This window comes from Bacillus sp. K2I17 (assembly GCF_002209985.1).
GTDB classification, from domain to species: Bacteria; Bacillota; Bacilli; order Bacillales; family Bacillaceae_G; genus Bacillus_A; species Bacillus_A wiedmannii.
The window spans coordinates 262,059-275,728 of record NZ_NJGF01000002.1 but is presented as its reverse complement, the minus strand read 5'-3'; the positions used below and the strand labels follow the sequence as shown (position 1 = coordinate 275,728).

The 13,670-nt window shown below is 37.3% G+C and carries 12 protein-coding genes; 7 read left to right on the top strand and 5 right to left on the bottom strand.

Going from position 1 to position 13,670, the window contains the following annotated elements; translation table 11 throughout:
• Both celB and CER22_RS04795 read right to left on the bottom strand, forming a co-directional pair.
• The gene (celB, locus tag CER22_RS04800; protein WP_088608293.1) at positions 1-1,302 is read right to left on the bottom strand and encodes a PTS cellobiose transporter subunit IIC; all 1,302 of its coding nucleotides are present in this window, start codon (positions 1,300-1,302) and stop codon (positions 1-3) included.
• A gap of 14 nt (positions 1,303-1,316) precedes the next feature.
• Positions 1,317-1,619, bottom strand: coding sequence for a PTS sugar transporter subunit IIB (locus tag CER22_RS04795; protein ID WP_001023540.1), 303 nt, complete (start codon positions 1,617-1,619; stop codon positions 1,317-1,319).
• 223 nt (positions 1,620-1,842) lie between these two features.
• Here CER22_RS04795 and CER22_RS04790 point away from each other — a divergent pair, with 223 nt between their 5' ends.
• The 3 genes from CER22_RS04790 (at position 1,843) to CER22_RS04780 (ending at position 4,804) form a co-directional block, all read left to right on the top strand.
• Positions 1,843-3,060 (top strand): dicarboxylate/amino acid:cation symporter, encoded by a 1,218-nt coding sequence (locus CER22_RS04790; protein ID WP_048542556.1) that lies wholly within the window; start codon positions 1,843-1,845, stop codon positions 3,058-3,060.
• A 163-nt stretch (positions 3,061-3,223) separates the two neighbouring features.
• Positions 3,224-4,381, top strand: a complete 1,158-nt coding sequence (locus CER22_RS04785) for an acyltransferase (protein WP_088608292.1) — start codon at positions 3,224-3,226, stop codon at positions 4,379-4,381.
• A 42-nt stretch (positions 4,382-4,423) separates the two neighbouring features.
• Positions 4,424-4,804, top strand: a complete 381-nt coding sequence (locus CER22_RS04780) for a VOC family protein (RefSeq protein WP_088608291.1) — start codon at positions 4,424-4,426, stop codon at positions 4,802-4,804.
• Positions 4,805-4,844: 40 nt separating this feature from the next.
• On the opposite strand, the gene CER22_RS04775 is transcribed toward CER22_RS04780, so the two are convergent.
• Positions 4,845-6,845 carry a YhgE/Pip domain-containing protein gene (locus CER22_RS04775; RefSeq protein ID WP_088608290.1) on the bottom strand — a complete coding sequence of 667 codons (2,001 nt, stop codon included), beginning with the start codon at positions 6,843-6,845 and terminating at the stop codon, positions 4,845-4,847.
• A gap of 135 nt (positions 6,846-6,980) precedes the next feature.
• On the opposite strand from CER22_RS04775, the gene CER22_RS04770 reads away from it, so the two are divergent.
• Positions 6,981-7,865 carry a LysR family transcriptional regulator gene (locus tag CER22_RS04770; RefSeq protein WP_088064816.1) on the top strand — a complete coding sequence of 295 codons (885 nt, stop codon included), beginning with the start codon at positions 6,981-6,983 and terminating at the stop codon, positions 7,863-7,865.
• Between the two features lie 55 nt (positions 7,866-7,920).
• On the opposite strand, the gene CER22_RS04765 is transcribed toward CER22_RS04770, so the two are convergent.
• Positions 7,921-9,006, bottom strand: a complete 1,086-nt coding sequence (locus CER22_RS04765) for a transcriptional regulator (RefSeq protein ID WP_142293428.1) — start codon at positions 9,004-9,006, stop codon at positions 7,921-7,923.
• Between the two features lie 91 nt (positions 9,007-9,097).
• A complete protein-coding gene (locus CER22_RS32915) occupies positions 9,098-9,247 on the bottom strand; it encodes a hypothetical protein (protein WP_000283173.1) in 150 nt (49 codons plus the stop codon).
• A gap of 254 nt (positions 9,248-9,501) precedes the next feature.
• On the opposite strand from CER22_RS32915, the gene cydA reads away from it, so the two are divergent.
• The 3 genes from cydA (at position 9,502) to CER22_RS04745 (ending at position 13,646) form a co-directional block, all read left to right on the top strand.
• Positions 9,502-10,857: a cytochrome ubiquinol oxidase subunit I gene (gene cydA, locus CER22_RS04755; protein ID WP_088608288.1), complete on the top strand. Its 1,356-nt coding sequence runs from the start codon at positions 9,502-9,504 to the stop codon at positions 10,855-10,857.
• Positions 10,850-11,875: a cytochrome d ubiquinol oxidase subunit II gene (locus tag CER22_RS04750; protein WP_000544164.1), complete on the top strand. Its 1,026-nt coding sequence runs from the start codon at positions 10,850-10,852 to the stop codon at positions 11,873-11,875. Before cydA ends, CER22_RS04750 begins: the two co-directional genes overlap by 8 nt.
• 412 nt (positions 11,876-12,287) lie before the next feature.
• Positions 12,288-13,646 carry an arsenic transporter gene (locus CER22_RS04745; RefSeq protein ID WP_088064818.1) on the top strand — a complete coding sequence of 453 codons (1,359 nt, stop codon included), beginning with the start codon at positions 12,288-12,290 and terminating at the stop codon, positions 13,644-13,646.
• The last annotated feature ends 24 nt before the right edge of the window (positions 13,647-13,670 follow it).

Below are 13,670 nucleotides of genomic sequence, written 5' to 3'. Positions count from 1 at the left end.
TTACTCCCCCTTTTCTTCCGCCAACTTTTGTTTATCCCATATTTTTAAGAACGGTAAATAAATGAAGAATGCCAGTGCAAAGTTAACGAGTTGCAAAATAACACCTGAAATTTTTCCACCTGATCCTAAATATCCACTAAACAGAATAGGTGTCGTCCAAGGTACAGCAGCTCCGCTCGGACGGGCAACTAACCCCCATTCCATCGCAAAGTAAGAAACAATCGTTAACACAACCGGAACCAATATAAATGGAATTAGTAAAATTGGGTTCATGACAATCGGCATACCAAAAGTTACCATCTCATTAATATTAAATATACCAGGTGCAATTGACAATCTACCTAAACTTTTTAATTGCTGACTTCGTGCAAACAATAACATTCCAATAACTAAAGCAAGTGTCGCACCAGATCCGCCCATATAAATCCATAAATCAAAAAACTGTGCAGTAATCGTATTTGGTATATCTTGCCCTGCTTGGTAAGCAACTCGGTTTTGATCCATTAACGACAACCAAACCGGACTCATTACACCACCAACAATAGTAGCTCCATGAATTCCACATGACCAAAGAACATGAACGAGAATAACAGCTATTATTGCACCCCAAAGACTAGCACCAAGTACACTAAGTGGTTCCTGTAAAATTTGCCCCACAATATTATGGATACTGCCAAAAGAAGTATTTTCTATAATTAAGCGTAAAATCCAAATAACCGTTACAACAATAAATCCTGGAACAAGCGCGGCAAATGAACGTGTCACAGCTGGCGGAACTGTCTCTGGCATCTTTATAATTATCTTTTTTTGTACAATAAACCGGTAAAGTTCAGTAGATATAAGTGCAATAATCATTGCTACAAATAACCCTTGGCTTCCCATTAATGCAGCTGGGATAGCACCTTCTACAAGTACACTCTCTTTTGTACTTGGTATAATATATGCAACTTGAAATGGCGTCGCAAGTAAAAATGTCACAAGCGACAATGCCCCGGATGCTAAAGCGTCCACTTTATAATATTCTCCAAGTCTGTAAGCGATTCCAAAAACAGCTATTAAAGCCATTATATTAAAAGTTGCACTAACTGGATACCCCAAAGCCCTCTGCCAATTCTCCCCAAACAAACCTGCCATAAAATCATTATAGCCTGGTATTGGTAAAGCACTAATGATGAGGAAAAATGATCCTATAATTAAGAAAGGCATCGTCAATACAAGTCCATCACGAATCGCTAGCAAGTGCCTCTGTTCTGCAACCTTCCCTGCTACTGGCATCACATATTTCTCTAAAAACCGTACCATCTATCCCACTCTCCTCATGGTTTCATTAACAAAGCTGCTTGCAGGATTGCTTCCCCATTACAAAGCCCGTAATGGACGGACTGAATGACATCAACAGGTATCCCTTTCCCTTTACATAACTCTTTCATTTTCGGTAATAAATAACGTACTTGTGGTCCAAGTAAAAGTACATCAGCTTCATCTATGTGACTATTTACTTCAGAACCTGATACTGCCCAAATCTTTACCTCTATCCCTCTTGCCTCTGCTGCTTTCTCCATTTTCGTAACAATTAAACTGGAAGACATTCCCGCTGCACAGCAAAGTAAAATATTCATCCCTTTTCCCTCCCCCTTTTTCCAAACCTAAGTTACGGTGCATCCTTTGCCACCACTAGGTTACAAATATATATGTCTAGATTTCCTGCTGTATGCCGAGCTTAAAAACAAAAATTTCTCGGTTTTCACGCTATTCCATCTATCATTATTCTCCTAGTAAAGAGGACTCTAACTCGCTATAATAATTCAGTATGATTTTTTTAATTGATAGGAGGATATATTTATGAAGGCATATCGCTTTCCACTTATTTTATTATCTTCTATCCTAATTGGTGGTTTCATTGGTTATTTCATGGGTGCCGATGCAGTTGCTTTAAAGCCGCTTGGTGACATTTTCTTAAACTTAATGTTTACGATTGTTGTACCTTTAGTGTTCTTTAGCATCGCGTCATCTATTGCTAATATGGATGGATTAAAACGTTTCGGTAAAATTATGTCTAGTATGGCTGGGACTTTCTTATTCACAAGTATTTTAGCTGCTATTTTTATGATTATTGTCGTGAAAGTATTCCCGCCAGCACAAGGTGTTGTATTAGAACTAACACAACCTGACAAAGCTGAAAAAGCGGTTAGTGTTGCGGATCAAATTGTTGGTATTATAACAGTATCTGATTTCTCGAAGTTACTATCTCGTGAAAATATGTTAGCTCTTATTTTCTTCTCTATTTTAATGGGGGTTGCAACTTCAGCAGTTGGTGAAAAAGGAAAGCCATTCGCTACATTCTTACAAGCTGGTGCAGAAATTTCAATGAAAGTTGTATCTTTCATTATGTACTACGCTCCAATCGGACTTGCTGCTTACTTCGCGGCATTAGTTGGTGAATTCGGACCACAACTTCTTGGAACTTACTTCCGAGCAGCAATGGTATACTATCCAGCGTCTCTAATTTACTTCTTTGTATTCTTCACGTTCTATGCATACCTTGCGGGTCGCAAACAAGGTGTACAAATATTTTGGAAGAACATGGTCTCTCCTACAGTTACATCACTAGCAACTTGTAGTAGTGCTGCTAGTATTCCAGCGAACTTGGAAGCAACGAAGAAAATGGGTATCTCTTCTGACGTTCGTGAAACAGTTGTCCTTCTTGGATCTACACTTCATAAAGATGGATCTGTTTTAGGTGGCGTATTAAAAATTGCTTTCTTATTCGGTATTTTCAACATGGAATTCGAAGGACCGAAAACATTAGCAATCGCACTTGTTGTTTCTCTATTAGTAGGAACAGTAATGGGCGCTATTCCAGGCGGCGGTATGATTGGTGAAATGTTAATCGTTTCTCTATACGGCTTCCCGCCAGAAGCATTGCCAATTATCGCAGCAATTAGTACAATCATTGACCCTCCTGCAACAGTGTTAAACGTAACAGGAGATAACGCTTGTGCCGTAATGACAGCTCGCCTTGTAGAAGGTAAGAACTGGATCAAAAATAAATTTGCTTAATAAATAGAAAGAGGATGCTCCAAACGAGCATCCTCTTTTTTATTTTAATAGATATATCGGAATAATCCATTCCGCCACAAATTTGTTATAATCTTCACAAATATTCTACATCCATTATCCATTCTCCGTACTATAATCATGTATGGAAAAGGAGATGGATCTAATGACTCAAAGCGCACCAGAATTTAAAGTTTTGCAAAGCATTGCATTCCTTGCTGTCGTTTTGCAAAGTTCCTTATTATATACAATGAATCAAGGAAATGTTTTACTTGAGCAATCCCTCATTATGGGCATGCTATTTAACCTTGCAAAATTCTCAGCACCTGCATTCATATTTATCGTCGGCTTTCACTTAATTCGGCAATATACGAAGCAACTGGCCTACACAGAATATATTTATGAAAAAGCCGCACATTTACTCATTCCTTATTTCTTCTGGTCTATTCTTTACTTATTAACAACAAACGATATGATTACACTACGAAGCGGAATCAAAAGTTTATTACTCGGAACAGCCGCGCCCCATCTTTGGTACGTTATTATGATGTTCCAAATTCACTTATTGTTCCCTTTGCTATGCACACTATTTTATTGGTTTCAAAAACGAACAGAAAATAAAAAAGACATATATAAATATATGACCATCTTTGCTTGTCTATATTTTCTCTTAATGTGGTATTCTTCCCACTACATTTTTAATGGAGAGAAATTGACTAACTCAACCATTTTACATTATACAGATCGTTCCTTCTTCTTCTACTCATTCTATTTCGTCATGGGAGGAATCGCTGCTGTCGCACTAAAAGCGTGGCGTACATTTGTCATGAAACATATCCCGCTTATAACAATGTTATTTTTCGTCTTATTTCTATTCATCAATTATGAGTTATTTAGTTTTTACGGAGCAAACTCTATTCATTTAACCGTTTCGACTTATTTAAAACCGTCTATGTTTTTATATATCGTATGCGAAATTATTATACTTTACGTGCTATCTATTACAATCGTACAACGACGAGGTTTCTTATATAAAGCATTACGATTTATTGGGAGTTACACGTATGGTGCTTATTTAGCTCATTTTTTCTTCTTGCAACTATGTACAAAATTTCTTTCTTTATTCACACTGCAAGAAAACACAATATTATATAGCTTATTATTATTTACAATAACGGCCACAATCTCGATTTCAGCAATGGTCATTTGCAGTACACTACCATTTCATACATGGATTACAGGGCCTTCCCCTACGACAAATATGAAATGGGCTAAGATTGTACTTCGGAAAAATCACGAAAAAGTATTCAAACCATATCTTTGATATAATAGAATTCCATACAAGAAAAGAAAGTAGGACACACCTATGATTAATCAAATTGGACAAATTATGTTATATGTAAATAATCAAGATGAAGCAGTACAATTTTGGACTGAGACAGTAGGATTCCAAATTATTGCGGAAGAAAATAACGGACAAGGCTTTCGCTGGATTGAAATTGCACCAACGAAAGAAGGAGGCACAAGCATCGTCCTTCACGATAAAGCGTTAATTGCGAAGATGCAACCTGAATTAAACTTAAATACACCTTCACTTATGTTCTTCTCTAGTAACTTAGATCAACTGTATAAAGATCTTTCTGAGAAAAACGTTACAGTTGGACAAGTTGTAGATTTACCTACAGGTAGAGCATTCAACTTTGCTGATAATGAAAACAATTACTTTGCGGTAATGGAGCGTAAATAAAAAAGAAGCTATCCTAAAAAAACGGATAGCTTCTTTCATTTTAAGAAACTTGTTCTGCATTCGTTTCCCTATGTTGTATATGACTCGTAATCCAAGCAATTCCGCCAGCAACAACGAGATAGCATAACAATATTAAAATTTGCATTTGTAATTGTGACCAATCTCCTAAAGAGATAACATCTTGTAATCCTCTAAGAGAATGGGACATTGGGAGAAACTGCCCAATTTTGCTAAGAACAGCTATATTTAATTCTCCTGGGAAAGTCCCCCCGCTCGTCGCTAATTGCAAGACTAGAAGCGTTACCGCTAAGAACTTTCCAACAAGACCAAATACCGTTACTAACATAAGAATAAACGTCATGAACGTAAAGGAAATAACGATACTTGATAAAACAAAGAGTGGCACACTTGCAACTTCTAATTTCATAACTCCTAGCACAGCCACATCCACAAGTAATGCTTGAATAAGTCCAATTAAATATACCAATCCTAGTTTATTAATAAAATGTACTGTTCCGCTTACCTTCATATTTTGTCTACGGCCAAGAGGTAAAATATTCGATGCCATAATTCCGCCAACATAAAATGCCAGTGATAAAAAGTATGGTGCAATGCCTGAACCGTAGTTAGGCACATCAGAAACTGTCGACTTCACTAACTGAACCGGCTCTGAGAACATCGTATTACGGGCATCATCATTGCGAACATCCGCTATCTTCTCTGCGCCCTCTCCTAATTTCGTAGAAAGTTCTTTCGCACCATCGTCAAGTTTAACAAGTCCGTCCTCTAACTTATTAGCACCATGATTCAGCTCTGTTCCGCCAATCGCAAGGTGATTTACACCTTCTTGTAATGTTGTAAATCCATTTCCCCACTTCGTAAATCCATTAGCTACATTCGCAGCACCATCTGCTATCTTTTTCGTTCCAGCAGTAGCTTCGCTTAACTTAACTCCGAATGTATTCATACCTTGTTCAATCTTATTCTGACCATCAGCAAGCTTCTTCGCACCTTGTGTCAATTGTTGTTGGCTATTATTTAAAGTGTTTACTGCTTTAGCTAATCCGTTAGAAGTAGCAATGATCTTTTGAAAAGCAGGATCTTGCTGCACTTCTGGATGACTTTTCACGTACTCTTCTAATTGTTGTTTTACACTATTTGCTGCATTGTCCGCTTTCACTTGCCCTTCAGCAAGTTTCTCACTTCCGTTCACCCATTCATTTGTACCAGCACTTAATTCACTAACCCCTGATTGTAAAGTTTTTTCACCTTGAGCTAATAACTCCATACCACTATGAAGTGAGGTTGCCCCTTCACTCAGCTCATTTGCGCCGCCACTTAAGGCAGATTGGCTAGAAGCAAGTTTTTCACTTCCCTCTTTCACTTTTGATGCCCCGTCACTTAAACGATGAATACCATCTGCAAGCTGATTCGCCCCATTTTTTGCATCTGTCGTTCCTTCATGCAGCTTCTCAGCACCATTACTTGCATCACTCAATCCTTGTGCCAAATCTTGAAACTTTGAAAAGACACCTTCTGTATAAGATTTCGTAATACTATTTGAAATTTTTGTTTTCATATTTTCAACAGCTGTCGTTCCAATTTGAGCTGCTACAAAGTTTTTACCCGGATTTACTTTGTACTGAAGCTGCGCTGGCTCTGGTTTCTCATCCATAAGTGTACTTACCTTTTTAGAGAAATCCTCTGGAATCGTAACGACCATATAATACTTATCTTCTTTTAACCCTTCATCAGCATTTTTTTCTGATACGAAATGAAAAGCTAGTTCCTTATTCTCTTTTAAATTTTTGACAAAATCTTCTCCTGCATGAATTGTTTTTTCATCCATCGCAGCACCTTTATCTAAATTTACAATTGCAACAGGTAATTTATCTAATCGTCCATATGGATCCCAATATCCAGCTAAAAAGAATCCTGAATAAATTAAAGGAACGATTAATAAAAAAATTAAAGCAATACGTCCATGTTTATGATGCCACATCGCTTTCCAATCTTTAAATATAAGTTGAATTCCCTTCATGAAACATACTCCTTCTCCTAATTTAACACCATTACAATGGTTTAACAGATTTACTATACACGCCCATTTTCATACTGTATAATACATCTTTAATTATCAATTCATTCCTTTTGGTCTATAGAAAGGAGAGTCAAAATGGAACTTCTTCAACTAAAATACTTTCAGACAGTCGCACGATTAGAACATATGACAAAAGCCGCTGAAGAACTGCATATCGCACAGCCTTCGCTTAGCAAAACAATCGCTAGATTAGAAAAGGACTTAGGCGTCCTATTATTTGATCGCCAAGGTCGACAGATTACATTAAACTCTTTTGGAAAAGTATTTTTAAAACGCGTAGAGCGCATTTTTCATGAATTAAGTGAAGGCGAACGAGAAATTAAAGATTTAGCTGAATTACAACAAGGCTCTATTACACTGGCCGTTTCTATTCCGAGAATATTACCAGAACTACTCGGTTCTTTTTTACTAGAACATCCTAACGTTCGATTCCAACAATTTCTCGCATCTACTCCTTCTATGAAGCGACAACTAGATAATATAGAAATTGACTTTTGCATTTCTTCTGTGCCAATTGAAGGCGAGGAAATTATGTGGGAACCGCTTATTACAGAAGAAATTTTCTTAGTTGTCCCTTCAGGTCATCGTTTATCAGGACGCGAAAGTATCCATCTGCATGAAGTAAAAGACGAACCATTTATTAGTATGAACACTGGTTACGGATTTCGGCACTTAACGGATGAATTTTGTAAAGAAGCTGGCTTCACTCCACATATCGCTTTTGAAGTAGATGAACCAACCGTGATTAGCGACCTTATTAAGCAAGGTCTCGGCATCGCCTTTGTCCCAAGTTTAACTTTATTAAAAAACTCTACTTTAGCATTAAATAAGTTACGTATTATTGAACCCAATTGCGAGCGGACTATCGGATTGAGTTGGTCGAAGAAACGCTACTTATCAAAAACCGCTCAGCAATTCCGTAGATTCGTAATTGACTACTTCTCCAATATTAGAACGTAAAATTATATCGACTTAGTAAAAAATAAAAGGTGCCACCTTCAGAGGATAGCACCTTCTATTTCTTACTCTTCTCCAATTCCATTTCCGCTAAAAGCGGCAATACGTTATCGAAAATATGCGTATTATTATTTTCACCTGTTACGTATCCACCGTAATATCTACTAAATATATTGTCATTTCGGAATGTGGCCATATGATCATATAATTCCTTTGCAAACTTTGTATCACCTGTTTGTAGTACGTACAAGATCGTTAGTCCGTATGCGGCTGGTGATTCATAATTCACAGTTTGTTTTCCCGTTTCTAAATTGTAACGACCGTATAGCTTTCCATCCTCCTGGAACTTCTTCTTGATAAATTCCAAATAAGCAGCTGATGAAAGGCCACCTAAACTTCGATGATATGCAACATATGATTGGTCAATAAGATTTACTTCTTTATCGTACGTAAATGTACCATCTTCTTTATACTCTTTTGGGAATGCCCAGCCATGCCTTGGATAATCCGCTAAAAATTGAACGACTTCCTGATATTGCTGTGCAGAAACTTTGCCGTACTTTTTCATATACGAGAATGCGTGTGGATTTAAGTATGATGTCGTTGCAAAATTATTTTGTTTCCCTGCATCTGCATCATAATAATCAACGTAATAATTATCTTTCTTATTATAACGAATTACAGCGTCACTCAATTGATCTGCCAAGTTTTTATAACGCTCTTCCTTGTACATTTCATAAGCACGATATAATTGTTCTATAATACGAAGATCATCTATAAGTGCATTTGTAGCTGACTGCATTTCTCCCTTTTCAGAGATTTTCCATATAACAATATGCTCCTTATGTACAAAGCTATTTTGAATAACCTTAACTTGTTCATCGAATAACGCTTGATCGTTTTTATCCAATGTATATTGTAGCCATAGTCCTGCTGATTCCGATAAAGCTTCACGGCCTTTCGCTTCACCCGTACCTGCCTGTGTATCCGCTAAACGATATGTGGCAAGCGTCCCATTTTCATTCACCATATGTCTTAAAATAAAATGTTCTGTACGGTTTCCTTGTATAGCTGACCAAAATACAATGCCACCTAAAGCGATTAAGAGAATAACTCCAATCCCTATATATAAACGTTTCCGCAATCTTTTCACCTCCCTAATAAGGCTAGCCTTAATTTTACCAGAACATACGTAAAATTAAAAAAGACAATCTATTAGATTGTCTCCCTTACCTCTATCCCTCACAAGCCTCTTTAGAAGGTCTATATAGCGATGCCACAAGTCGATCATATTCACGACGCGTAATTTCTTTATTATACAGCTTCAATAATAAATCTCTATGCTCTTTTGAAAATGCCATCTTTTTAATGACTTCAGGATACATAAAACATCCTCTCCATTTCACATAAACTTCTTCACCTCGAAAAACAGAACTTATGTTCGCATAAAAGATTATAAAATATTCCTTACTAAAAAACAAACAAAATATTATTAAACATTAACTTCTTTCTATTTAGAATATTCAAACATCATATTACCATATCCACTTTTTAAATACATATATATTTTTGGTAGTTTTTCTGAATAAATCTTCCAATTCAATCAGAAAATAATGGCAAAAAGAAGAGGAGTTTACATATGGATACGGTAACATTAGCAAGAGCATTTTTTGGTTCTTCATTAGCATTCCACATTATCTTTGCAACACTTGGTGTCGGACTTTCATTAATGATTTTTATAAGTGAAATACTCTATCACTGGAAGAAAGATTCCGATTACGCCATTATGGCGAAAAGATGGACGAAGGCTTTTGCCATCCTTCTCGGTGTAGCAATTCCAACTGGAACAATTGTCGGTGTGCAAATCTCACTTCTTTGGCCTGGTTTTGCCAAAATTGTTGGGCAGGTTATTTCTGTTCCCTTTCAAATTGAGATTTTCGCCTTCTTTTTAGAGGCGTTGTTCATGTCTATTTATGTATATGCAGCTGACAAACTACCTCCATTCATGAGATTAATCTCGCTATTCTTCGTCATGATTGGTGCCACGGCATCTGCCGTGCTTATTACATCGGCAAATACATGGATGAATACACCCGCAGGCTTTTCAATGGGGTCAGATGGATCAGTTTTTAACGTTGATCCATGGAAAGCTTTCTTTAATCCGAGTTTTGGTACAAGCGCATTCCACGTTGTGATTACAGCCTATACAACTGGAGCTGCCGTCATTGCCTCTATCGCTGGATTTAAATTATTAAAGAAGAACTTAAGTAAACGTGAAATTGCTTATCATAAAAAGGGACTACTGTTAGGACTCGTCGTGACATTTATTACAGGTGCTACGATGTGGCTTTCGGGACACGAATCAGCGATTGCCTTACATAAGCATTCTCCTGAAAAACTTGCATCTGCCGAAGCTTTATTTGAAACGACATCACATGCACCGTTATCAATTGGCGGAGTTGTAGACCCTAACACACTTGAACTAAACTATGCACTAGAAATTCCGAACATGCTTAGCCTACTAGTGGGACTCGACCCTAGCACCGTCGTAAAAGGACTAAAGGAATTCCCACAAGAAACATGGCCACCATTTTACACACATACACTATTCAACTTAATGGTCGGCACCGCTGCCTTTACTTTTGCAGTTGCAGCAATCGCCCTCTTATATTGGTACTTTGTTTACCGAAAAAAAGGTGCAGAATTACCGAAGTGGCTTCTTTGGGGAGCTGCAGCATGTGGACCAATTATGATGCTCGGTATTGAATTCGGGTGGATTTTCAGCTGTAGTGGTCGTCAACCATGGACCATTTATGGTATGCAACGGACAGTCGACGCTTCTACACGCGCTGATTTTGTCGGTCCTTTATTTATTCTATTCATCATTTTATATATTGGACTCGGCATTTTAACAGTTTTTGTACTACGGACATTCTTTAAGAAACATCCGCTTACAAATGATTTACATCACGAAGGAGGCGATTCTCGTGCATGAGGAAAGTATTGCAATCATCATCTTATGGGCTCTTATTTTCGTATACAGTATATTAGGGTCCATCGATTTTGGAGCAGGTTTTTGGGGCATGGTATACGCAAAACATCCAACGCTCGCTGCCAAACTTGCCAATCGATACTTATCACCAACTTGGGAAGTAACAAATACATTTCTCGTTTTTGTCGTTGTCGCTTTTCTCGGTTTCTTTCCGAAAGCTGCTTTCACCCTTGCGACAGTGATGTTCGTGCCAGTTATGTTAATTTTAATACTCATTGCAATTCGCAGTACATTCATGGTATTTGCTTACTCTCTGCCAAAGTATCAATTCCTCCTTCGGGTGATTTCAGGTATTACTGGGCTCTTAATTCCAGCCTTATTAATTACTGTTTTACCCGTTACAGAGGGGGCTTATATTACAATCTCTGAAGGAAAAGAAGTACTCCTGTATGGAAAACTTCTTTCTAGCCCGGTTATCTACTGCTATATGCTCTTTGGGCTAACTTCGGAACTATTTCTCTCCTCTCTCTTTCTTGCTGATTTTGCGAGAGAGCAAGGTTCAGAAGATTCGTATAGAATTTATAGAAGAAACGCCATCATCCTTGGTCCTGCAACACTCGTTACGGCGATTATCGCCCTCGTTGTAATGGATCCGGAAACACACTGGCTTATGCAAGGACTAATAAAGCAATTCCCATGGTTTACAGTTTCTATCGTTTTATTCGTTATCGGATACTCTTCTCTTTGGTGGACAAACAAGAAGTACGGCACACTAGGATACCCTCGCATCGCCGTTTTAGCGGTCGTCGCTCAATATGCATTTGCAAGTTACGCTTACGGTGTCGCGCATTTACCTTATATCATTTATCCTGATGTAACTGTATTTACAAGTTTTACAACGACAGAAACATTCTATGCATTGCTTATCCTATACGCAATTGGAATCGCAATTTTACTACCAGGATTTATTTTCTTCTGGAATTTATTCTTGAAGGATCGAACTTTTTTGAAGGAAAAATAATATATTCGGGGGAGTCTGTTCCAAAAGGCATTTTGGATGGGCTCCTTTTGTCATCTTTTGTCGATAAGTCGATATATTTTAAAAATCGCTGATATATTTTGAGTTGCGCTGATATATTTTAAGTTGCGCCGATATATCTCCATAATCGCTGATATATTTTGAGTTGCGCCAATATCTCTCCATAATCGCCCATATAAATTTCATTTACTATCTTACTGCCCCCCTAATTTATAGACTCCTCTCACAATAGTTATTTCACTATTCGTGACACTTGTCCTTTCGCTTGAAAAACACATATTCACTTTATTCCATTATATGTCTAGTTCTTCCTATTTTTCGCTGAATATACTACTAATACAAACCTTGAGACAAGCTACATTGGTTTAAGGAAAAGTAGAAAGGTAGGTAAAATATGAGCATTGAAATATGGATTACTATTATTGTATTCTTCTTAACGATGATTGTTATCTTTTGGCGACCCCGTGGCTTAAATGAGGCTTGGCCGGCAGCAATTGGCGCTGGCATTATCTTGATTACTGGACTTGTATCAAGACCAGACGTCATAGATATTATTAGTAAAATTGGCGGTGCCTCTATAACAATATTAGCGACCATCGTTATGGCGGTTATATTAGAAAGCTTCGGCTTCTTCCACTGGTCCGCAGCGAAACTTGCAAATTTAGCAAAAGGATCTGGTCGCCGTCTATACTGGTATATTCAATTATTATGTTTTCTTATGACTCTTTTATTTAATAACGACGGTAGTATTTTAATTACAACTCCAATTTTAATTCTTCTTCTAAAAAACCTTCAATTAAAACCACATCAACAAATTCCTTATTTATTAAGTGGTGCTTTAATCGCTACTGCATCTAGTGCACCAATTGGTGTAAGTAATATCGTAAACTTAATCGCATTAAATATCGTTAATATGACTCTTTACATGCATACTGCTATGATGTTTGTACCTGCAACACTAGGTTTATTATTTATGTCATGGCTCATGTATACAGTGTTAAAGAAAAAGCTTCCTAAAAAATTACCTGTTTCTTCTTATGACATTGAAGAGATTTTCTTCACAAAAAACTTCCATCCACTTAAAGGAACAAAATCTGTTAATACGAAACAAAAACGTACAAAATTTATGTTAAAAGTATTAGGTTTCGTCTTTCTTATGCGCTGTCTTCTATTCGTTGCATCCTTCTTATCGATTCCAATCGAAATTGTTGCTGTACTCGGTTCACTCGTTCTTCTCATCTGGAGATGGTACTACTTACGAACAAACCCAGTCGATATTTTGAAAAAGACACCGTGGCACATTTTAATTTTCGCTTTCTCTATGTATGTAATTATTTACGGGCTTCACAACGCAGGATTAACAACGGCGCTTGTAAATTGGCTTGAACCAGTTGTAAGTCAACATCTACTCTATGCTAGCTTTGCAATGGGCGGACTTGTATCTATCCTCTCTAACGTCTTTAATAATCACCCTGCACTTATGATTGGTACCATTACATTAACAGAAATGGGCCTAGATCCAGTCACATTAAAAACTATCTATCTCGCAAATATCATTGGTAGTGACATCGGTTCACTATTATTACCAATCGGTACGCTAGCTTCCCTCATTTGGATGTATATCCTAAGACAAAATAAAATTAAAGTGAAATGGAAAGATTATTTAAGCGTATCTCTCATCGTAATCCCACTCACAACAGCCGTCACATTATTCCTCTTATACTACTGGGTACAATTATTCTTCGCCTTATAGAAAATAGAAGCCCCCTTTGCTACC

Bases quoted from the DNA above. Each gene is read 5' to 3' on its own strand.
- CER22_RS04770 (WP_088064816.1), top strand. From the start codon at position 6,981: ATGGAACTTCTTCAACTAAAATACTTTCAGACAGTCGCACGATTAGAA.
- CER22_RS04785 (WP_088608292.1), top strand. From the start codon at position 3,224: ATGACTCAAAGCGCACCAGAATTTAAAGTTTTGCAAAGCATTGCATTC.
- CER22_RS04790 (WP_048542556.1), top strand. From the start codon at position 1,843: ATGAAGGCATATCGCTTTCCACTTATTTTATTATCTTCTATCCTAATT.
- CER22_RS32915 (WP_000283173.1), bottom strand. From the start codon at position 9,247: ATGTATCCTGAAGTCATTAAAAAGATGGCATTTTCAAAAGAGCATAGA.
- CER22_RS04775 (WP_088608290.1), bottom strand. From the start codon at position 6,845: ATGAAGGGAATTCAACTTATATTTAAAGATTGGAAAGCGATGTGGCAT.
- CER22_RS04780 (WP_088608291.1), top strand. From the start codon at position 4,424: ATGATTAATCAAATTGGACAAATTATGTTATATGTAAATAATCAAGAT.
- CER22_RS04745 (WP_088064818.1), top strand. From the start codon at position 12,288: ATGAGCATTGAAATATGGATTACTATTATTGTATTCTTCTTAACGATG.
- cydA (WP_088608288.1), top strand. From the start codon at position 9,502: ATGGATACGGTAACATTAGCAAGAGCATTTTTTGGTTCTTCATTAGCA.
- CER22_RS04795 (WP_001023540.1), bottom strand. From the start codon at position 1,619: ATGAATATTTTACTTTGCTGTGCAGCGGGAATGTCTTCCAGTTTAATT.
- celB (WP_088608293.1), bottom strand. From the start codon at position 1,302: ATGGTACGGTTTTTAGAGAAATATGTGATGCCAGTAGCAGGGAAGGTT.